The 21,310-nt window shown below is 66.1% G+C and carries 18 protein-coding genes and 1 tRNA gene; 9 read left to right on the top strand and 10 right to left on the bottom strand.

Annotated elements, in window-relative coordinates; translation table 11 throughout:
• Positions 1–139: 139 nt before the first annotated feature.
• Together NYR55_RS01970 and NYR55_RS01975 are read right to left on the bottom strand one after the other, a co-directional pair.
• On the bottom strand, positions 140–1,372 hold the full coding sequence (locus NYR55_RS01970; protein WP_260019570.1) for a GNAT family N-acetyltransferase: 1,233 nt from the start codon (positions 1,370–1,372) through the stop codon (positions 140–142).
• A gap of 81 nt (positions 1,373–1,453) precedes the next feature.
• Positions 1,454–2,173: a L,D-transpeptidase family protein gene (locus tag NYR55_RS01975; RefSeq protein WP_260019571.1), complete on the bottom strand. Its 720-nt coding sequence runs from the start codon at positions 2,171–2,173 to the stop codon at positions 1,454–1,456.
• Between the two features lie 196 nt (positions 2,174–2,369).
• Here NYR55_RS01975 and NYR55_RS01980 point away from each other — a divergent pair, with 196 nt between their 5' ends.
• Together NYR55_RS01980 and NYR55_RS01985 are read left to right on the top strand one after the other, a co-directional pair.
• A complete protein-coding gene (locus tag NYR55_RS01980; RefSeq protein ID WP_260019572.1) occupies positions 2,370–3,119 on the top strand; it encodes a murein L,D-transpeptidase catalytic domain family protein in 750 nt (249 codons plus the stop codon).
• 44 nt (positions 3,120–3,163) lie between these two features.
• Positions 3,164–5,224, top strand: a complete 2,061-nt coding sequence (locus NYR55_RS01985; protein ID WP_260019573.1) for an NAD(+) synthase — start codon at positions 3,164–3,166, stop codon at positions 5,222–5,224.
• On the opposite strand, the gene NYR55_RS01990 is transcribed toward NYR55_RS01985, so the two are convergent.
• Positions 5,221–7,239, bottom strand: coding sequence for a GGDEF domain-containing phosphodiesterase (locus NYR55_RS01990; RefSeq protein WP_260019574.1), 2,019 nt, complete (start codon positions 7,237–7,239; stop codon positions 5,221–5,223). The genes NYR55_RS01985 and NYR55_RS01990 overlap by 4 nt on opposite strands.
• Before the next feature lie 45 nt (positions 7,240–7,284).
• On the opposite strand from NYR55_RS01990, the gene moaA reads away from it, so the two are divergent.
• The 3 genes from moaA (at position 7,285) to NYR55_RS02005 (ending at position 9,189) form a co-directional block, all read left to right on the top strand.
• Positions 7,285–8,283 (top strand): GTP 3',8-cyclase MoaA, encoded by a 999-nt coding sequence (gene moaA, locus NYR55_RS01995; protein ID WP_260019575.1) that lies wholly within the window; start codon positions 7,285–7,287, stop codon positions 8,281–8,283.
• Positions 8,280–9,065 carry an NAD kinase gene (locus NYR55_RS02000; protein WP_260019576.1) on the top strand — a complete coding sequence of 262 codons (786 nt, stop codon included), beginning with the start codon at positions 8,280–8,282 and terminating at the stop codon, positions 9,063–9,065. The genes moaA and NYR55_RS02000 overlap by 4 nt, the downstream gene beginning before the upstream one ends.
• 49 nt (positions 9,066–9,114) lie before the next feature.
• Positions 9,115–9,189: transfer RNA gene (locus NYR55_RS02005), tRNA-Asn, on the top strand.
• Positions 9,190–9,426: 237 nt separating this feature from the next.
• Here the strand turns inward: NYR55_RS02005 and tsf are convergent.
• Complete coding sequence (tsf, locus tag NYR55_RS02010) at positions 9,427–10,356, bottom strand: translation elongation factor Ts (RefSeq protein ID WP_260019577.1); 930 nt, start codon at positions 10,354–10,356, stop codon at positions 9,427–9,429.
• Between the two features lie 116 nt (positions 10,357–10,472).
• A complete protein-coding gene (rpsB, locus tag NYR55_RS02015) occupies positions 10,473–11,294 on the bottom strand; it encodes a 30S ribosomal protein S2 (protein ID WP_260019578.1) in 822 nt (273 codons plus the stop codon).
• A 252-nt stretch (positions 11,295–11,546) separates the two neighbouring features.
• On the opposite strand from rpsB, the gene NYR55_RS02020 reads away from it, so the two are divergent.
• A complete protein-coding gene (locus tag NYR55_RS02020) occupies positions 11,547–11,753 on the top strand; it encodes a hypothetical protein (protein WP_260019579.1) in 207 nt (68 codons plus the stop codon).
• On the opposite strand, the gene pssA is transcribed toward NYR55_RS02020, so the two are convergent.
• Both pssA and NYR55_RS02030 read right to left on the bottom strand, forming a co-directional pair.
• Positions 11,701–12,507: a CDP-diacylglycerol--serine O-phosphatidyltransferase gene (pssA, locus tag NYR55_RS02025; protein ID WP_260019580.1), complete on the bottom strand. Its 807-nt coding sequence runs from the start codon at positions 12,505–12,507 to the stop codon at positions 11,701–11,703. The genes NYR55_RS02020 and pssA overlap by 53 nt on opposite strands.
• Complete coding sequence (locus NYR55_RS02030; RefSeq protein WP_260019581.1) at positions 12,507–13,238, bottom strand: phosphatidylserine decarboxylase; 732 nt, start codon at positions 13,236–13,238, stop codon at positions 12,507–12,509. Before NYR55_RS02030 ends, pssA begins: the two co-directional genes overlap by 1 nt.
• Before the next feature lie 135 nt (positions 13,239–13,373).
• On the opposite strand from NYR55_RS02030, the gene NYR55_RS02035 reads away from it, so the two are divergent.
• Positions 13,374–14,597 (top strand): NADP-dependent isocitrate dehydrogenase, encoded by a 1,224-nt coding sequence (locus tag NYR55_RS02035; RefSeq protein WP_260019582.1) that lies wholly within the window; start codon positions 13,374–13,376, stop codon positions 14,595–14,597.
• A 148-nt stretch (positions 14,598–14,745) separates the two neighbouring features.
• On the top strand, positions 14,746–16,521 hold the full coding sequence (locus NYR55_RS02040) for a cation:proton antiporter (protein WP_260019583.1): 1,776 nt from the start codon (positions 14,746–14,748) through the stop codon (positions 16,519–16,521).
• A gap of 18 nt (positions 16,522–16,539) precedes the next feature.
• On the opposite strand, the gene NYR55_RS02045 is transcribed toward NYR55_RS02040, so the two are convergent.
• Genes NYR55_RS02045 through NYR55_RS02055 form a run of 3 tightly spaced genes read right to left on the bottom strand, consistent with a single transcriptional unit; the run spans position 16,540 to position 19,879 of the window.
• Positions 16,540–17,562 carry a phosphotransferase family protein gene (locus NYR55_RS02045; protein WP_260019584.1) on the bottom strand — a complete coding sequence of 341 codons (1,023 nt, stop codon included), beginning with the start codon at positions 17,560–17,562 and terminating at the stop codon, positions 16,540–16,542.
• Entirely contained in the window at positions 17,559–18,644 is a 1,086-nt protein-coding gene (locus NYR55_RS02050) for a Zn-dependent alcohol dehydrogenase (protein WP_260019585.1), read from the bottom strand. Before NYR55_RS02050 ends, NYR55_RS02045 begins: the two co-directional genes overlap by 4 nt.
• Entirely contained in the window at positions 18,641–19,879 is a 1,239-nt protein-coding gene (locus NYR55_RS02055) for an acyl-CoA dehydrogenase family protein (RefSeq protein WP_260019586.1), read from the bottom strand. Before NYR55_RS02055 ends, NYR55_RS02050 begins: the two co-directional genes overlap by 4 nt.
• 176 nt (positions 19,880–20,055) lie before the next feature.
• On the opposite strand from NYR55_RS02055, the gene NYR55_RS02060 reads away from it, so the two are divergent.
• Complete coding sequence (locus NYR55_RS02060; protein WP_260019587.1) at positions 20,056–21,303, top strand: TetR/AcrR family transcriptional regulator; 1,248 nt, start codon at positions 20,056–20,058, stop codon at positions 21,301–21,303.
• Positions 21,304–21,310 lie beyond the last annotated feature (7 nt).

The raw sequence follows: 21,310 nt of genomic DNA on the forward strand, positions 1-21,310 counted from the left end.
TTATGATCCGCGATTGAGCGGTTCACCGTGAGACAGGGCGGCACAAACCCAGCATGGACATTCCAGCAATCTCAATAGGTTGAGACGCACTGCAACATCCTGCTATGAGGCTATTCTGCTCGTAGGGGTCACCATCGGCTTATTCCGACATCATCATGGCGGCGGCCGCCACGGCCAGTCCGGGCATGATCAGCCGCTCCATGCGGGAACGGCGGGCGGTTCCAAGTTCGCTCATCGCGCCGGACAGGCCGGCCGTGACCGCGCGGCCCATCGGTTCCTGCTGATCCTCCCACACCGGACGCAGGGCCGCCGCCAGCACGTTGCCGCGCACGATCAGCCAATCCTCGATCTCCTGATCCGGCGTGGCCCCCATCTCGGTCTTGTATCCGGTATCACCGCAACCCCAGTCGATGGTCCGCACGCCCGATGCGATGGCGTGATCCAGGCTGTGCCGTGTCACGATCATGCCCGGCCCGAACCGGGCAAAGGCGGGATCATAGCCCGATGCGATGGCATAGAGCATCGGGCCGGCAATCAGGTCGAAGGAAAAGGCGACCGGTTGATCGTCCACGTACAGGATGGTTGCGTGCAACCGTTCGGCCAGATGCCGGTCGGCCAGCAGCTCAAGCCAGCGCCGACGGGCGGCGGGATCGATGAACTTTGCGCCGCTGCGGTCGGTATCGGTGCCGATCCAGCTTTGTGCCTCGATCCGGGCGAGATCGTTGAGCACCACGTCGCACCATTCGGCACCCCGGACGATGCGGACGGTCATCGTGCCCAGTTCGGCAAGACGGCGTTCCGCGCCCCCGATCCGGCGGCGGCGCGACCGGCCCATGGCCCCTTCGGCAAGCATCCGTGCATCGACCTGCTGAACGAAACGCGTGCCGAGCCGGCGGACCAGGATGTGCCAGCCGAGCATTGCCGCCGCATCCCGCATCAGCATCGCCGCGCGATCCCCGGCATAGGCAGGCCCGATACGCAGCACCGGCCCGATGCCCTGCTGAATACGGGGGACAGACAGGGCGCGGGCCAGATCCAGGCTGGTCAAATCGGCCGCAGCGGGGAAGCTGCGGAACGGCCAGTAGCCGCCGCCGACCGCGTTGATGCCGGGAAAGGACGTATTTGCCGGTTCAATCGGGATTGCGGCCAGCGGCGTGCGGTCGGCGCGTTCGATATAGAGGGTTCGGGCGCCGGGCGTGCGGCTGTTGCCGAACCAGCTGCGGCGGAGGAACTGATGGCTGGGCAGATCGAGCGCGCAGGTCCGGTCGATGACGGCGGGATAGCCGGACAGAAGATGCGCCACCGGCGGCCGGTCGTCCCGGTTCTCCTCCTCGGCGCGTCCACCCGCCATCTTGTCTGCCGCCTCCTGCATCCCGGATGCAGGCGCTATAGGCAGATAATCCATACCGGTTGGTAAACCGGGTGGATCAGGCCGGCCCTGCGAACCGGCGGATCAGCGGTAGCGGGACCGGCGCGGCACCCGCTGCGCGGCAGGAAGCGGCTGGATCACCGGGCGAGCCGGGCCGAACGCCACCTCTCCCGGTGCGACGGCGACCCAGTTTGCGGCGACGACCATGTTGAACCGTGCGTCATTGACCGGATCGGGCAGGATTTCGATGATCGGCGGCGGCAGGGGCCGGTCCGGATGGCGCAGCACCGCAATCGGCCGGTCGGTGACCGCCACCGTGCCGCCCATTTCCGTTTCCTGATACAGCCGCCGGGCAAAGGCATACGGAAACCGGATGCAGCCATGCGAGGCCGGATAGCCGGGCAGCTGACCGGCATGAAGCGCGATACCGGTCCAGGTCAGCCGCTGCATGTACGGCATCGGCGCGTTGGAATAGAGATTGGAGCGGTGAAACACCTTTTTCTGAAGGATGGTGAATTCCCCGATCGGCGTTTCCTTGCCGCGCTTGCCCGTCGAGACGGTGGATATGCCGATCAGCCTGTCGCCGCGATAGACCAGCGCCTTTTGCATGGGGATCGAGATGACGATGGCGACCGGGCCAGCGGCCCCGGCATCGTCGAACCAGCGGTGATCGCCGGGCCGCATCCGCTCCACCGCAGCGACCGGCATCGGCAGGTCCACCGGTTCGGCCGCGCGCGCCATCCCGCCGGACATCAGCGTCAACAGGACCACAAACAGCGTCAGGATCAGGCGGGACTCGCACATTGCGGCGGGATTATTCCCATTTCCATGCCGCTTGGCGAGTCCCGGTTAACGGCACGTCAACCTTGGCGGGCGCACGATCAGCCGTGCGACAGGAGCGACCAGCACGCCGGACGCGGCGGCAATGGACAGGACGAAATCACCAAGCCATGCTATCTGGGTTTGAAACAAGACGGGCGCGCAATGTTGGCCAATGCCGATGACTGATCCACTGCATCCTCCGGCCGATACGGCACTGGCCGGGCGCCGGGCGTTTCTGACCGGCGCGGCGTTGATCGGTGCCGGCGTGCTGACCGGATGCGCCACCCGGTCAGCGACCACCGGTTTGCGTATCGCAACGGCGGCCGCTCCGCGCCAGCCGACGCCGGTGCCCGCCGGTGCCCTGCCCGCCGAGCCGCCTGCGCTGCTGGCCCGGGGGGATGCGCCGCGCGGCGTGCGCGCCGACCTGTACCGCCGGGCGCTGGCCGCGATGGAGTGGCACGGCACCCGCATCCCGGCGCGCGATCGCATCGTGATTGCCGATTTCACCCCCGGTTCGGCCCGCCCCCGGTTGCAGCTGATCAACCTTGAGGATGGAAAGGTCCGCGAGCTGCTGGTCGCGCACGGCATCGGGTCCGACCCGGGCCATAGCGGCTTTCTGCAACGCTTTTCGAACGTGCCGGACAGTGAGTGCACCTCGGCCGGCACTTATGTGACGCGCGATTACTATGTCGGCCAGCACGGCCATTCCCAGCGGCTGATGGGGCTGGACCCCACCAACAACCTGGCGTTCGAGCGGGCGATCGTGATCCACGCCGCCTGGTATGCCAATGCCGACATGATCGAAAAGCACGGCAAGCTTGGCCGCAGTCAGGGATGCTTCGCGGTTGGCGAGACGGAATTGGCGAACCTGTTCGGCGCACTGGGCGAAGGCCGCATGATCTATGCCGGCAAATCGGTGCTTGCCTGAGCCGTTAGTGGCGTATTCGTCCTTTTGTGCGTAAAAGCGCGGGCATGAGCGCCCCGTCCTTTACCAGCATCCATCGCCATGGCCTGATCCGCGTCGGTGCATGCACGCCGCGCGGCACGGTGGCCGATCCGGCGGCCGCAGCGGAATCGATCATCGACCTGGCCCGGCGCGGCGCGGCGGAGGGCGCGGACCTGCTGGTCTATCCCGAACTGTGCATCACCGGATATGCCATCGACGACCTGCATCTGCAGGATGCGCTGTGCGATGCGACCGAGGCGGCGCTGGCCCGGATCGTGGCGGCCAGTGCCGAGCTGAGCCCCGTGCTGGCCGTGGGCGCGGCGCTGCGCCGGAACAATCGCCTGTATAATTGCGCGATCGCGATATCGCGCGGGCGCATCCTGGGCGTGGTCCCGAAAACCTTCCTGCCCAATTACCGCGAATATTACGAAAAGCGGTGGTTTGCCCCCGGTCGCGGCGTGCCGGGCGGCACGATCACCGTGGCGGGGCAGACCGTGCCGTTCGGCACCGACCTGATCTTTGCCGCCGAAGACGTGCCCGATTTCGTCCTGCACATGGAGGTGTGCGAGGATTTCTGGGCCCCCATCCCGCCATCCACGCATGGCGCGCTGGCCGGGGCGACGGTGCTGGCCAATCTGTCGGCATCCAACATCGTCATCGGCAAGGCACGCGAACGGGCCATGCTGTGCGCCAGCCAGTCGGCCCGCGCCATCGCCGCCTATGTCTATTCCGCCAGCGGACCGGGCGAGAGCACCACCGACCTTGCCTGGGACGGTCAGGGGATGGTGCACGAGCTGGGCGAGCTGCTGGTGCAATCCGAACGGTTCGATGTCGCCAGCGAACTGGTGCTGACCGATGTCGATGTGGAGCGCATCCGGCTGGAACGGATGCGCAACGGCACGTTCAACGATGCCGCCGACGCCACCGGGCATCCCGAACAGCGGTTCACCCGCATCGGGTTCGTGCATCAGCCCGATGGCGGCGACCGCGGCCTGATGCGCGCCGTTCCCCGGTTTCCGTTCGTTCCCGACGATCCGGCGATGCTGGACGCCGACAGTTTCGAGGCGTTCAACATTCAGGTCGAGGGGCTGCGCCAGCGGATCGTGGCTTCGGGTGCAAAGCGGCTGGTGATCGGCATTTCCGGCGGCCTTGATTCCACCCACGCCCTGATCGTCGCGGCCAAGGCGTTCGATCGGCTGAACCGCCCGCGCACCGATATTCTGGGCTTTACCATGCCCGGTTTCGCCACCAGCGACGGGACCAAGGGCAATGCCTGGGCGCTGATGCGGGCGATGGGGATTTCGGCGGAGGAAATCGACATCCGCCCCGCCGCCCGGCAATTGCTGACCGATATCGGGCACGGCTTTGCCAGCGGCGAGCCGGTGCACGACATCACGTTCGAGAATGTTCAGGCGGGCCTGCGCACCGATTATCTGTTCCGCATCGCCAATCAGCGGCAGGGCATCGTCGTCGGCACCGGCGACCTGAGCGAACTGGCGCTGGGCTGGTGCACCTATGGCGTCGGCGATCAGATGAGCCATTATGCGGTCAATGCCGGCGTTCCCAAGACGCTGATCCAATATCTGATCCGCTGGTGCATCCGCGATGGGCAGTTCGACGATGCCGCCAATCAGGTGCTGCAGGCGATCCTGGACACCGAAATCTCGCCAGAGCTGGTCCCGCCGGGCAGCGACGGCGCGATGCAGAGCACCGAATCGATCATCGGCCCCTATGCGCTGAACGATTTCTTTCTCCACCACATCGTCCGGTACGGGATGCGGCCGTCAAAGGTCGCGTTCCTGGCGTGGCACGCCTGGCGCGATGCCGCGGCGGGTGCTTGGCCCGCGGGGTATCCGGCGGTCGACCGCACGGGCTATGACCTAGCGACCATCCGACACTGGCTGGAAAAATTCCTGATCCGGTTTTTCCAGACGAGCCAGTTCAAGCGATCGGCCATCCCCAACGGGCCAAAGGTATCGGGCGGCGGCGCGCTGTCGCCGCGCGGGGACTGGCGCGCGCCATCGGACAGCGTGGCGACGGTGTGGCTGGACGAACTGCGCGCGAATGTCCCCGCGGACCTGACCTAACCCTGCATCAGCCGGGCGAGTGCCGGGCCGTCCAGCGGCGGGGCGCACAGATACCCCTGATAAAGCTGGCACCCCTCGCCCGCCAGCAGGTCGCGCTGGGCGCGGGTTTCGACGCCCTCTGCGATCAGGGTGAGGCCAAGCGACCGGGCAATGTCGATGACGCCGCGAACGACCACGCGGCCGCGCGTGGATCCTTCGATATCGACGCTGAGCCGCCGGTCGAGCTTCAGATAATCGACCGGCAGCGCCTTCAGATAGGCCAGGCTGGAATAGCCGGTGCCGAAATCGTCGATCGCCACCCGGCACCCCCCGGCCCGCAGCGCGCCGAGCACCAGCGCGGCCTGATCCAGTTCCTCGATCAACTCGCCCTCGGTAATCTCGATCGTCAGGCGGTCGCGCGGAAATCCGCTGCGGTCGATGCGGTCGAGCAGCACGTCGGCGGCGCTGGGGCTGGCGATATCGGCGGCGGTCAGGTTGATCGACAGGCGAAGATGGGCAAGCGCGGCCGGCCACCGCGCAGCCAGCGACAGCGAATGGCGCTGCACATGATCGGACAGGGTCAGGTTCATCCCAGCCCGTTCGGCGGCGGCGAACAGCGCCTCTGCCCCGATTTCGCCGCGCTGCGGGTGCCGCCACCGGGCCAACGCCTCGACCCCGACGATCTCGCCCGACGCCATCGCGACCTGTGGCTGGAACAGAATCTCGATCGCGCCGCTGTCGATGGCGGCGGTCACATCGCGTGCCAGCGCATCGTCCGTCCCGCCATCGGTGGCATCCGCCCGCCCGGCAGCGTCCGCCGTGACGACGATCCGCCGCAACAGGGCATCGACGCCGTCGCCCGCCCCGCTCCATGCGTGACCCGACAGGACGGACAGCAGCAGCGGCCGTTCGCCGACCAGCACCGGTTCCTTCAACAGATCCGCCAGACGTTCGGTGGCAAAGCCGGCGCGGGCCGGATCGATCCCGGTGGCGGCGACCAGGAACCCCGAACGCCCCTCACGCGCCACGACAATCTGACGGCCCAGCAGATCGCGGGCGGCGTTGCCGATCCGCCGGGCAAAGGTTGCGATGATGCGGTCCCGCGCCGCCGGGCCATATGCGCGGTCGATCGCCTCCACCTGTCCCACGATCAGCCGGATTGCGACCACCGGCTTGCCATCGCCCAGCATCCGGCCGATCCAGTGGCGTGCAGCCTCCTCATCCCGCGCAGCGGTCAGGGCATCGCGCAATTCGACGCGCGGTTCGGGCGCGGTTTCCAGCGGTTCGATCAGGCAATGCCAGCGCCCGGTATCGGCATCGTGCTGCACATGGCTGACCACCCGTCCGATCCCGGCAAGATCGTGGGCAAAGGCGGTGATGCCCGGCCCGTCGGCAATGCGGCGAATCGCCGATTTGCCGAGCGCGCGATCCTGAACCGTCATGCGCGACAGGATGGCCCCCGGCCCCGCATCCTCGGCAAGCGACAGCATCCGGGCAAGCGCGGGCGTCATCTGGAAACTGCGCATCGCCGGATCGTGGCGCCACCCAAGCGCCGTGCCCGTCCCCGTACCGGCAATCCGCCAGCCGCCGCCCATCCGGTCGACATGCGCCCGCGCCAGGACCAGCGACTGCGCCAGCATGACCGATGTAATCGGGCTGACGATGAAATGCGTCGCGCCCGCCGCGATCAGGCGTGGCAGCCGTTCGTCGTCCGGTCGGGAAATCAGCACGAGCAGGGCATGGCCCAGCCGATGGATCAGCGGGCCAAGTTCGATCGTGGCGGCCACCCCATCGTCGATCGCGCCGCGTGCATCGATGATCGCCACCGCCGCGCCGCTCGCCTGATACCGCCGGGCAACGCCCTCGCCTCGCCGTGCGGCAACGACCCGCCATGCCCGTCCCGCCAGCTGGGCGGCCAGTTCGTCCCGCTGGCGAAAGGACAGCACGAACAGCGGCATTGCCGCCGTTTCCGCCTGCGAATTGCCGTGTCCCTTCAAACCGCGTCCGTCCCGCCCCGATGCTGCCGATACCGCCATAACCGGCCTTGTGCGCATCCTCCATAGGGCCTAGCTCTTGCGATTATGGAAACACCGCGCCCCCTGATCGACCGGCATGGCCGCGTCATCAGCTATTTGCGGTTGTCCGTGACCGATCGGTGCGACCTGCGCTGCGGATATTGCATGGCAGAGGACATGCAGTTCCTGCCCCGCGATCAGGTGCTGTCGCTCGATGAAATGGCCATGATCGCCGAGCGGTTCATTGCGCGCGGCGTGACCAGGATCCGGCTGACCGGCGGCGAGCCGCTGGTGCGCCGCGATGTCGGCGACCTGATCTGGCGGCTGGGGCGGCATATCGGCGGCGGGCTGGATGAGCTGACCCTGACGACCAACGGGACGCAGCTGGATCGTCATGCGGCGCAGCTGGCCGATGCTGGCGTCCGGCGGATCAATGTCAGCCTGGACAGCCGCGATCCCGAACGGTTCCGCATCATCACCCGGCGCGGCGACGTGGCCCATGTCCTGCGCGGTATCGATGCGGCGCGTGCGGCGGGCCTGCGGGTCAAGATCAACATGGTCGCGCTGAACGGCATCAACGACGACGAGATTGCATCGATGCTCGGCTGGTGCGCGCAGCAGGACATGGACCTGACGCTCATCGAAACCATGCCGATGGGCCAGGTGGATCAGGACCGGGCCGCCCGCTTCCTGCCGCTGACCGCAGTTCTGGACTCGCTGCATCGGCAGTTCGACCTTGCCCCCGATGCGCATCGCAGCGGCGGCCCCGCCCGGTACTGGCGGGTTGGCGACGGGCGTACCCGGCTGGGCCTCATCTCGCCGCTGACGCAGAATTTCTGTTCCGGGTGCAACCGGGTCCGGCTGACGACGGAAGGGATGCTGTATCTTTGCCTGGGACAGGATGATCGGGTGGATTTGAAGACTGCGATTCGCTCCGGCGGGCTGGCGGCGGTGGATGCCGCGATCGATGCGGCCATCGCGATCAAGCCCGCTGCCCATGATTTCGTCATCGCCAGCGGCGCTGCGCCCGCCGTCAGCCGTCATATGAGCGTGACCGGCGGATGAGCAGGATCGTCACCCCGACCGCCCGTGCGCTCGTCGCATCGTCCAGCCATGTCGCAAAGACGGCGCTGGGCGATCTGCGCGATGCCTATGACTGGGTGTCGGTCGACCGGGCCGACATGATCGTGGCGCTGGGCGGCGACGGGTTCATGCTGCAGACGCTGCACGCCATGCTGGAACGGCACCGCATCGTGCCGGTGTTCGGGATGAATCGCGGCACCGTCGGCTTTCTGATGAACGACTGGCGGCTGGACGGGCTCGATTCGCGGCTGGCGCGGGCCAAGCCGTTCAAGGTCACGCCGCTGACGATGACCGCCACCACGCTGTCGGGCGAGCAGGTCGTGCTGCCCGCGATCAACGAGGTGTCGATGCTGCGCGAAACGCGGCAGACGGCAAAGCTGGCGATTGCGGTCAATGGCCGCCGCGTGATGCCGGAACTGGTATGCGACGGCGTCCTGGTGGCGACCCCGGCGGGATCGACCGCCTATAACCTGTCCGCCAACGGCCCCATCCTGCCGCTGGGGTCCGCGCTGCTGGCCCTGACGCCGATCAGCCCGTTCCGTCCTCGCCGCTGGCGCGGGGCGATTCTGCCGGACAAGACGCGCATCGTCATCGACGTCCTGGAAGCGGCCAAACGGCCGGTCAGCGCGGTCGCCGATCAGCGCGAAGTGCGCGATGTCGCGCGGGTCGAGGTGGTCGTGGATCGCACGCGGGAGCTGACCTTGCTGTTCGATCCGGAACACGCGCTGGACGAACGCATAACGATGGAACAGTTCATTTCCTGAGGGGGTTGCAACCCGCGTTCAGGGCGCTATAGAGCCCGCTCCGCCGTGTTCCCTGATAGCTCAGCGGTAGAGCACTCGACTGTTAATCGAGCGGCCGTAGGTTCGAATCCTACTCAGGGAGCCACCTTTTCCAACATCGTCGGTCGCCATCGGACCTGAACCGCAAATCGCCGTTTCGGGCGGTTCGCTGTGTCCATCAGGCGTCGATGCCAGGGCCAGCGGGATCACCGCCGGGCGGATGGATTCGCCATCGCCATCGCGCCACATCGCCGTGCCGGACAGGCAATGAAAAAGGGGCCGGGCAATTGCTGCCCGGCCCCCCTTTTTTTGCGGTCATCGCGAGAACGCGATGGCTGCCGAATCAGCCCTTGCTGATGCCGGCGGCGGCGGCGACTTCGGCGGCGAAGTCGCTCTCTTCCTTTTCGATGCCTTCGCCGAGCTGAAAGCGGACATAATCGACCAGCTTGATCGACGCGCCCGCATCCTTCGCAGCCTTGGCGACCACGTCGGCGACCGGGGTCTTGCCGTCATGGACGATGGGCTGGCTCAGCAGCGCGTTTTCCTTGGCGAACTTCTTCACCGAACCCTCGACCATCTTGGCGATGATGTCGGCGGGCTTGCCGCTTTCGGCGGCCTTCTCGGTGGCGATGGCGCGCTCGCGCTCCAGGATGTCCTGATCCAGGCCGGTTTCGTCCAGCGCCAGCGGGAAGGCAGCGGCAACGTGCTGCGCCAGCTGCTTGCCCAGCGGCTCAAGCACATCGACACCGGCATCCGATTCCAGCGCAACCAGCACGCCGATCTTGCCCATGCCCGGCGCTGCCGCATTGTGGACGTACGGGATCACCGCGCCCTGCGCGACTTCGATCCGCTTCATCCGGCGCAGCACCTGATTTTCACCGATAGTGGCGATGTTCGCGGTCAGCACGTCCTCGACCGAACCGCCCTGCGGCATCGTTGCGCCCTTCAGAGCGTCGATATCGTTGACGTCCATCGCCAGCGCAGTGACGTCGCGCACGAACGACTGGAAAATCTCGTTCTTGGCGACGAAATCGGTCTGGCTGTTCACCTCGACCGCAACGCCCTTGGTCCCGGCAACGGCGACGCCGACCAGGCCCTCGGCCGCAGTACGGCTGGACTTCTTGGCAGCGGCGGCAAGACCCTTGGTCCGCAGCCAGTCCATGGCGGCTTCGGTATCGCCGCCGTTTTCGGCCAGCGCCTTCTTGCAATCCATCATGCCGGCGCCAGAGCGCTCGCGCAGTTCCTTGACCGCGGCTGCAGTGATCTCGGCCATGTTCAATTCCTCGTTTCAGCTATGGGTACGGGCGGAGCAGTGCATCAATGCCCTGCCCCGCCCGGATGACAAATTGGTGACGCCCGATGCCGGGCGCCGATATCCCGAAACCGGGTTCAGGCGTCGATCTGACGCTCGCCCTCGGCTGCCGTTTCCGGCTCAGACGCAGCGGCGGGCGCTTCCGGCTCGCTCAGTGCTTCCTCGGCCGGCGGCTCGTCCATCGCGCCCAGGTCGAACCCGGACTTGGCCTGACGCTCCTGCCCGCCGCGGGTCGCGGCAATCGCCACGGCTTCGCAATACAGGCGGATAGCGCGGCTGGCGTCGTCATTCGCGGGAACCGGGAACGCGATGCCGTCCGGCGACACGTTCGAATCGAGGATCGCAACGACCGGGATGCCCAGCGTGTTGGCTTCCTTGATCGCCAGTTCTTCCTTGTTCGCGTCGATCACGAACATGATGTCGGGAATGCCGCCCATGTCGCGGATGCCGCCCAGGCTGAGTTCCAGCTTGTCGCGCTCACGCGTCAGGTTCAGCACTTCCTTCTTGGTCAGGCCGTGCGTGTCGCCCGACAGGGTTTCTTCCAGCGTCTTCAGGCGCTTGATCGAGTTGGAAATCGTCTTCCAGTTGGTGAGCATGCCGCCCAGCCAGCGATGGTTGACGAAATGCTGGCCCGAACGACGCGCGGCGTCGGCAATCGGCTCCTGCGCCTGGCGCTTGGTGCCGACGAACAGGACCTTGCCGCCCGAAGCGACGGTGGAGCTGACGAATTCGAGCGCGCGCGCGAACAGCGGCACGGTCTGCGACAGGTCGATGATGTGGACGCCGTTGCGGTCGCCAAAGATATAGGGCTTCATCTTCGGGTTCCAGCGGTGCGTCTGGTGGCCGAAGTGCGCGCCTGATTCGAGCAATTGCTGCAGAGTGACGACGGGTGCCGCCATGGGATAGTCTCCTTCCGGTTAGTCCTCTGGGCGGTGAATATCGGACGACGCCCGACACCGGGTTATGTACCACCCATGAGAGATGCGGCGTCGCATAATCCATGGCGGGCCGCAAAGCAATGCTTGACAGTGAGAACATGAATAGAACATAAAGCGTTCACACCGGGATCATGGAACTTATCCACAGGGGATGGGTTCGGCGAATCGATCCATTCGGTTCGGGTATGGTCCCGCCGGGGTTGGAGATGGACGATGATTGCATTGCTCGTTTCGCTGGTGATTGCTGCCGGAATGCTGACGGCGTTGTTCGGCATCCTGTTCGCGCTTGAGCAGCGCGGTGCGCTCTGGCTGGACCTCATCCGCAACGGCGCACGCCCGTTCGACGCCGCCGCCGTTCAGATGCGCGTTACCCCTGTGCAGGTTCGGCCGGCTGCGGCGCGGCAGCGCGCAGCCGCCTGACCCGGCGATAGGATGCGATGCTGAACGGGATCGTGGCCACGTACAGCACGCAGATCGCGGTCAGCGTCTGCCACGGCGCGGAAAGCAGTGCAGCGCCGAACAGCACGACGATCAGGATCGCCTCGAACCGGATATTGGGCCGCAGCTTAAGCGATCCCCAGGAATAGGTCGCGAGGCTGGAGGCCATCAGGAACGCGACAAACGCCATCCACGGCGCCACGATCCAGGGGGAGCGGAGCAGTTCCTCCCCGCTCCACAGCCAGATAAAGATGGGCAGCATGGCTAGGCCGGCACCGGCCGGCGCGGGAACGCCGGTCAGAAAGCCGGCGGACTTGTGCGGCTGAACATCCAGATCGATCGCCGCATTGAACCGCGCCAGCCGCAGCGCGCAGAACACTGCATAGATCAGGGCGCACAGCCACCCGATCCGGGGTAGCGTGACCAGCGACCAGAGGTAGACGATCAATGCGGGGGCGACGCCGAACGAAATGGCGTCGGACAGCGAATCCAGTTCCGCCCCGAACCGGCTTTCACCGCGCATCATCCGCGCGACGCGGCCGTCGATGCCGTCCAGCACGCCCGCGATCAGGATCATCGTCACCGCACGCTCGAACTCCGCACCGATGGCATAGCGCACGCCGGTCAGCCCGAAACAGAGTGCCAGCGCGGTCACCGCGTTCGGCGCAATGGTCCTGAGCGGGATCCCGCCACGGGGCCGGGGTGCCCGGATCGCGCGCCGGCGCGGGGCGCGCATTATTGCGAAACGCCGGTGGGTGCCGCCACGCCGATCCGGCCAAGCACAGTTTCACCGGCAATCGCGCGCTGACCCAGCGCCACCTGCGGCTCCACCCCCTCGGGCAACCACACATCGACCCGGCTGCCGAACCGGATCAGGCCGACCCGCTGGCCGGCAACGACCATGTCGCCCGGCTTCACGAAGCTGAGGATGCGGCGCGCGACCAGGCCGGCAATCTGAGTCATCGCCACCCGCACGCCGTCGCGGCGCTCGATCACCAGATGCTGGCGTTCATTCTCGTCCGACGCCTTGTCGAGATCGGCGTTCAGGAACTTGCCGGAGATGTAGACCTGTTCGGTGATCGTGCCGGTCACGGGGGTGCGGTTCACATGGACGTCAAACACGCTCATGAACACGGACACGCGAACCCGCGTCGCATCGGGCAATCCGCCCGGCCCGCCCAGTTCGGGGGGCACCGGCACGCGCTGGATCATGGTGACCAGCCCGTCGGCGGGCGACACGATCAGGTCGGCGCCCTGCGGCGTCACGCGCACCGGATCGCGGAAAAAGGCGGCGACCCAGATCGTCAGGCCAACCAGCGCAAAGCCCAGTTCGTCCCATATGGCGACCAGAAACACGAAAGCGGTCACGCCGCTGATGGCGATATACTTCCATCCTTCGGGATGGATGGACGGCCAACGCCACTTCACCGTCTGTGGCAGGCCGGAACCGGGTTCAATCTCTTGCATCCCATCAGGTCTAACTGTGCCAACCCTGCAACACAATGCCCCGCAAGGGTCCTTGTTCCGGACGGTTGATCGTCCGCCCGCTTGTGCCTAGGAGGCATCGAAACCCCAAAACCTCTAAATCGGGAATGCGAACGCATGGCGAAAATCAAGGTCAAGACGCCGGTCGTGGAGATTGACGGCGACGAGATGACGCGGATCATCTGGCAATGGATCCGCGAGCGGCTGATCCAGCCCTATCTCGATATCGACCTAGTTTATTTCGACCTGGCCGTCGAAAAGCGTGACGAAACCGACGATCAGATCACGATCGACAGCGCCAATGCGATCAAGAAGTACGGCGTCGGCGTGAAGTGCGCCACGATCACCCCGGACGAACAGCGGGTCGAGGAATTCGGCCTAAAGAAGATGTGGCGGTCGCCCAACGGCACCATCCGCAACATCCTGGGCGGCGTGGTGTTCCGCGAACCGATCGTGATCCAGAACGTCCCGCGCCTGATCCCCGGATGGACCAAGCCGATCGTCGTCGGCCGTCACGCATTCGGCGACCAGTATCGTGCGACCGATTTCCTGGTCCCCGGCCCGGGCAAGCTGCGCCTGGTCTGGGAAGGCGCGAATGGCGAGAGCATCGACCGCGAAGTGTTCGACTTCCCGGGCGCTGGCGTCGCCATGGCGATGTACAACCTGGACGAATCGATCCGCGATTTCGCCCGCGCCAGCCTGAATTACGGCCTCAACCTTGGCTGGCCGGTCTACCTGTCGACCAAGAACACGATCCTCAAGGCCTATGACGGCCGGTTCAAGGACATTTTCGAGGACGTGTATCAGGCGGAGTTCAAGGACCGGTTCAAGGAAGCGGGCATCGAATATCAGCACCGCCTGATCGACGACATGGTGGCCAGCGCGCTGAAGTGGCATGGCGAGTTTGTCTGGGCGTGCAAGAATTATGACGGCGACGTCCAGTCGGATCAGGTCGCTCAGGGCTTTGGCTCGCTGGGCCTGATGACCAGCGTCCTGATGTCGCCGGACGGCAAGACGGTTGAGGCCGAAGCGGCTCACGGCACCGTCACCCGCCATTATCGCCAGCACCAGCAGGGCAAGGCGACCAGCACCAATCCGATCGCGTCGATCTTTGCCTGGACCGGCGGCCTGAAGTTCCGCGGCCGGTTCGACGGCACGCCGGAAGTGACGCAGTTTGCCGAGACGCTGGAGCGGGTCTGCATCCAGACCGTCGAGAGCGGCAAGATGACCAAGGATCTGGCCATCCTGATCGGCCCGGATCAGCCGTGGATGACCACGGAACAGTTCTTTGAGGCGATCCGCACCAATCTGGAAGCGGAAATGGGCAAGATCACCGGCTGATCCGGCCCGCCGAACGACAAATAGGGGCTGCCCGGAAACCCATCCGGGCGGCCCTTTTTGTTGTGCCGCATCCGCCGCCGCGCAAAAAAGCTGCGTATCGGGACGGGAATGCTTTCCTGATCGTACAGCGCGTGATTAAGGTTGCGCCATGCATCTGAGCCTGGCCAGTAACGGATTTTCCGACGCCCTTGTCATCCTGGGCGCGGCGGGCCTTGTCATCCCCGCCTTTGCCCGGTTTCGGATCAGCCCGGTGATCGGGTTCATCCTGGTCGGCCTGCTGGTCGGTCCGGCCGGGCTGGGCGCACTCGTGCCCCAGGCGCCGTGGCTGTATTACATCACCATTTCCGACCCGGAATCGATCGAGCCGTTTGCCGAGTTCGGCATCATCCTGCTGCTGTTTTCCATCGGCCTGGAGCTGTCGTTCAAGCGGCTATGGGCGATGCGGCGGCTGGTGTTCGGGGTGGGCGCGGCGGAGCTGTTCGGATCGGCACTGTTCATCGCGGTTGCGCTGCAGTTTTTCGGGCAGAGCTGGGCGGCGGCGATCGGTCTTGGCCTCGCCCTTTCCCTGTCATCCACCGCGCTGGTCCTGCCGATCGCGGGAACCGAGCGGGCGGCGGGCAAGGCGGCATTCGCCATGCTGTTGTTCGAGGATGTGGCACTGGTGCCGATCATCTTCCTGCTGGGCGCGCTTGGCCCGGCGGCCAGTGACGAGGGCTGGGTCGGGCTGGCCGACATTGCCCTGACCGGATCGATCAGCGTCGTCTGCCTTTACATTGCCGGGCGCTTCATCCTGCCGCGCCTGTTCGGACAGGCGGCGCGCGCAAAGAACCCGGAACTGTTCCTGGCCGCCAGCCTGCTGGTGGTGATCGTGGCCAGCCTGGTCACCTCTGCTGCAGGGCTGAGCCCCATCGTCGGCGCGCTGCTGGCCGGTCTGCTGATCGCGGAAACCGAATATCACAGCGAAGTCGAAGTGATGACCGCGCCGTTCCGCGGCCTTGCGCTCGGCGTGTTCCTGATCACGGTCGGGATGCGGCTCGACTGGCGATACCTGGCCGAAAACGGGGCGATGGTGACCGGCGCCATCGTCGGCGTCATGCTGGCCAAGACGATTGTCACGGCCGCGCTGCTCCGCCTGTCGGGCGCGCGCAACAGCACCGCCATCGAAACCGCGGTGATGATGGCCAGCCCGTCAGAAACGACGCTGATCGTGCTTGGCGTCGCAACCGCCGCGCTGCTGATCGATCCACAAACAGCGGCGTTCTGGACGGCGGTGACCGCCATCGGGCTGACCATCACGCCGCTGCTGGCCAAGGCGGGTCAGGTAATCGCGCGCGAGATCGAACAGCGCACCGGCGAGCTGCCGCCAGAGGCGGAGGTGGGGCGCGAGGGGCCGGGCACCGTCATCATCGGCTTTGGCCGGGTCGGTCGCACAGTCGCCGATCTGCTGCGCGCGCATGGCAAGACGTTTGTCGCGGTCGACGCCAATATCGAATCGGTGACCGATGCCCGGCGGGCGGGATATCCGATGATCTTTGGCGATGTGTCGCGGGCCGAACTGGTCGACCGGCTGAACCTTGGCCGTGCCGATGCGCTGATCCTGACGATGGACGAACCGGTGCTGACCGTGCGGCTGACCAAGCGGGTGCGCGGCTGGCTGCCCGACCTGCCCATCATCGCCCGCGCGCGGGATCAGGACCATGCCGCCGAGCTGTACAAGGCCGGGGCCACCGACGCGGTGCCCGAAACGCTGGAAAGCTCGCTTCAGCTGGCCGAGGCGGTGCTGGTCGACCTGGGCGTCGCCATGGGACCGGTGATTGCCAGCATCCACGAAAAGCGGGACGAGATGCGCAAGGGCATTCAGCATGCCGCCGGGCTGGACCGGGAACCCCGCATCCGCCGGGTGCGCCAATCGGCGGCCGAATGACGGTCGCCGGGCACTGGGTCAGTCCCCTGCCCCGGCCCGCTCGGCAAAATGCCACGCCGCCGCCGCCAGCGCGGGCAGGCGCGCAACCGCATCGGCCGCCGCAGTGCTGGACGCATTGCCGTCGATCATCCGCCGCTTGATCCCCTGAACAATCCCGGCCAGCCGGAACAGATTATAGCTGAAATACCAGTCCAGATCGGGCACCCCGTCCCGGCCCGTGGCGGCGCAATATCGGTCCACCGCCTCCTCCAGCGTGGGAATGCCCGTTGCCGGCCCGGTCTGCCCCTTGACCCCCGAACGCCCCTCCGGCTCCGTCACCCAGTTCATCAGGAGGTAGCTGAAATCCGCCAGCGGATCGCCCAGCGTCGACAATTCCCAGTCGAGCACGGCCAGCACGCGCGGCCCGTCATCGGCAAAGATCAGATTGTCGATCCGGTAATCGCCATGCACGATGCTGACCCGCGTCTGCGGCGGAACGGAGCGCGGCAGCCAGTCGATCAGCCGCTCGATCTCCGGCAGGTCATCCGTCTGACTGGCCCGATATTGCCGGGACCATCGGTCCACCTGCCGTTCGAAATAATTGCCCGTCCGACCGTAATCGGACAGGCCGACAGCATCCGGATCAATTGCGTGCAGCGCGGCCAGCGTGTCGATCAGCGCATGATAATGCACCCGCCGTTCATCGGGCGACAGATCGGGAAGCGTTCCGTCCCACAGCGTCCGGCCCCTCACCTCCTCCATCAGATAGAAGGGCGCACCGATCACCCCGGCATCCTCGCACAGGGCAATCGGCCGGGCGACCGGAAAGCCGCTTGGGTGCAGCGCGCCGATCAGGCGATATTCGCGCTCAATGGCATGGGCCGATGGCAGGATCGGCCCGAACGGCTTGCGGCGAAGGACGCACGAACCGGCGGGACCGTCGACGCGATAGGTCGGATTGCTTTGCCCGCCGGAGAATTTGGTGCAGCGAACCGGGCCGTGATGGCCCGGCAGATGCGCCGTCATCCAGCGATCCAGCGCGGCGTCGTCAAGGTCGCTCATCCGAACCGGATCACCGATCGCACCGCGCCGCCACGGCGCAGCTTTTCCAGCGCATCGTTCACATCCTCCAGCGCAATCGTTTCCGCCACCATCCTGTCGAGGTCGAGCAGCCCGTCCAGATACATCCGGATCAGCCGGGGCAGGTCGACGGGAAAGCGCGTGGACCCCAGCAGCGATCCCTGAATCTTCTTGCCGGTCAGAAAGGTCGGGCCGGGCAGGCTGACCGACTGGCCCGGCGCAATCATGCCCAGGATCGTCGCCGTACCGCCCCGGCGCAGGATCGTCCAGGCAAGCTCTGCCGTGTCCGCCCGTCCCACCGCCTCGATCGCGTGATGGACGCCGCCATTGGTCAGGACCTGAATGGATTTGGCGGCTCCGGCCTCGCCCGGATCGATCGCATGGGTCGCGCCCATCGCCATGGCGGTGGCCCGTTTGTCGGCCAGCGGGTCGATGGCGATGATCATGCCCGCGCCCGCGATCCGCGCCGCATTGATGGCGGCAAGGCCGATGCCCCCCGCCCCGATCACGGCAACGCTTTCCCCCGGCTGCACCTTGCTGTCGTTGAAGATCGCGCCAGCGCCGGTGATGACTGCACAGCCGAGCAGCGCGGCCCGTTCCAGCGGCATCGCGCGGTCAATCGCCACACAGGCATTTTCATGGACCAGCATCTGTTCGGCAAAGGCCGACAGGTTGAGGAACGGGTTCAGCGGCGTGCCATCGGCCAGCGACAAGCGAGGTTCGGCACCGGCCGGCCGGCGCGTCGACGGATCGATGCACAGGGACGGGCGGCCGGTGACGCAGAATTCGCACGACCCGCAAAAGGCGGTGAAGAAGGTGATGACATGATCGCCGGGGCGAACCGTCGTCACCCCCTCACCCACCGCCTCGACCACGCCCGATGCCTCATGGCCGGGCACGGTCGGCACGGGGTGCGGAAAGCTGCCGTCGACGAAATGCAGGTCCGACCGGCACACGCCGCACGCGGCCGTGCGGATCAGCACCTCGCGCGGGCCGGGAGCGTCGATCACGACATCCTCAATGGACAGCGGCTGGCCCGCCGCACGCAGGACCGCAGCCTTCACGCGCCGTATCGCCCGAATTCGGCGCGTGCGATGGCGCGGTTGTGAACCTCATCCGGTCCATCGGCAAAGCGCAGGGTGCGGATGCTGGCCCATGCGCTGGCCAGGCCGAAATCATCCGAAACGCCGGCGCCGCCATGCGCCTGAATCGCATCGTCCAGCACGCTGAGTGCCATCGTCGGGGCCTGCACCTTGATCATCGCGATTTCCAGCTGGGCCGCCTTGTTGCCCGCGCGGTCCATCATGTCCGCCGCCTTCAGGCACAACAGGCGCGTCATCTCGATATCGATCCGCGCACGGGCGATGCGCTGTTCCCAGATCGAATGTTCCGCAATTGCCTTGCCGAACGCCGTGCGCGCCATCAGCCGGCGGGCCATCGCCTCGATCGCGACCTCCGCCACACCGATGGTGCGCATGCAATGGTGGATGCGGCCCGGGCCGAGCCGTCCCTGTGCGATTTCAAAGCCGCGCCCCTCGCCCAGCAACAGGTTGGCGGCGGGAACGCGGACATTGTCCAGCACCACCTCGCCATGGCCATGGGGCGCGTGGTCATAGCCATAGACGGACAGCATCCGTTCGATCCGCACGCCCGGTGCGTCCAAGGGCACCAGGATCATCGACTGTTGCTGATGACGGCGCGCGTCCGGATCGGTCTTGCCCATCACGATGGCGATCCTGCAGCGCGGATCGCCGGTGCCGGACGACCACCATTTCCGGCCGTTGATGACATAGTCATCGCCGTCCCGGACGATGGATGTTTCGATATTGGTCGCATCGGACGATGCAACGGCCGGCTCGGTCATCAGAAAGGCGCTGCGGATATCGCCGTTCATCAACGGGCGAAGCCAGGCCTCTTTCTGCTCGCGGGTGCCATAGCGGTGCAGCACCTCCATATTCCCGGTATCGGGCGCGGAACAGTTGAAACATTCGCTGGCCCAGCCAATCCGCCCCATCTCCTCGGCACACAGGGCATATTCCAGATTGGTCAGCTGATCCCCCTCGAACACGAAGCTGTCGTCGACATGGGTCTGACCCGAATGGGGCGGCATGAAGAAGTTCCAGAGGCCAGCCGCCCGCGCCTTTTCCTTCAGCGCCTCGATCAGCGGCACGGGCTGCCACCGGTCGACACCGGCGACATGCGCGTGATATTCGGCGTCGCGCGGCGCGATTTCGCGGGTGATAAAGTCGCGCACCCGGTCGCGATAGGCCGCCTGTCGATCGGTCAGGGTAAAGTCCATCGGCCATCCTCTCCGTCGCGGTTTCCACCGCCAGCACTACAGGGGTAGAACATACCCATTGTTCGGTAAAGCCGCACATCGGGGGAATGGAACGATAGCATCGCCCGGTTTTCCGTTCGGGGCCATCACTCACAGAAAATACTGGTAGCACGAAAACAAGCTGCTAAGCTCAAGCCATGGGCGATCGGGTGGATGTGCGCGAGGGCGAGGCGCAGGGGACCAGACGGTATCAGGAAAAGCGGGACGCGATCCTTGCCGCCGCTGCCGACGCGATCAACGAACAAAGCGCAAAGGGCATGACCTTTGCCGATGTGGCGCGGCGGGTCGGCCTGAACACCACCAGCGTCACCTATTATTTCCGCCGCAAAGAAGACCTGGCCGCCGCTGCGTTCGAGCATACGCTGGGCCGGTTGCGGGCGATGCTGATGGAGGCGATGGCAGAGGGTGATCCGGCCGAACGGGTTCAGCGGTATCTGGCGATCAACATGGCGCGCATGGCGGCGATCCGCCGCGGCGAGGTGCATAATTTCGCCATCCTGTCCGATCTGCGCGCGATGGAGGAACCGATGCGGTCGGGCCTGCTGGCCGGATGGCGCGACGTGTTCCGCACGGCCCGACGGTTCTGGGGCGATGCCGCCGGCCGGGCGCAGACCGACCTGTATGGCGCGCGGGCGCACGTGCTGCTGGAAAACACATTCTGGTTGAATGCGTGGATCGAACGGTACGCCATCGATCAGTATGACCGGGTGCTGGCCCGCCTTGGCGACCTGTTCGCGGGCGGACTGGCCGCGCCGGGGCAGCATTGGGCCCCTCAGCTGCTGACGCTGGAGCCGGTGGAAAGCGAGCCGCAGCGCGAGGCGTTTCTGCTGGCGGCCACCCGGCTCATCAACGAACTGGGCTATCGGGGGGCGTCGGTCAGCCGGATCGCGTCGGAGCTGAACGTCACCAAGGGCAGTTTCTATCATCACCTGGATGCCAAGGACGAACTGGTCACCGCGTGTTACCGCCGCAGCTTCGACCTGATCAGCGCGGCGCAGCGGGCGGCGGATGCCCGGGGCGGTACGCATTGGCAGCGGATGACCGATGTCGTCGCAACGCTGCTCGACATCCAGTTTTCGGAACGGGGACCCTTGCTGCGCACCACCGCGCTGTCCGGCCTGCCGCCCGCTGCGCGCCAGGCGATGGTCGACCGGTCGAACATGATCGCCCGCCGCTTTGCCGGCACGATCAGCGACGGGATCAGCGAAGGAACGATCCGGCCGGTCGATCCGCTGGTCGCTTCGCAGGCGCTGATGGCGCTGCTGAATGCCGCGTTCGACATGCGCAAATGGGCCAGCGCAATGCCGCGTGAACGGGCGGTCGCCTTTTATGCCTCGACCCTGATGGCGGGCCTGTTCGACGGCGATGTGATCGATCGTCATTGACGGCTGG

Source organism: Sphingomonas sp. BGYR3 (assembly GCF_025153455.1).
In the GTDB taxonomy this organism is placed as follows: Bacteria; Pseudomonadota; Alphaproteobacteria; order Sphingomonadales; family Sphingomonadaceae; genus Sphingomonas.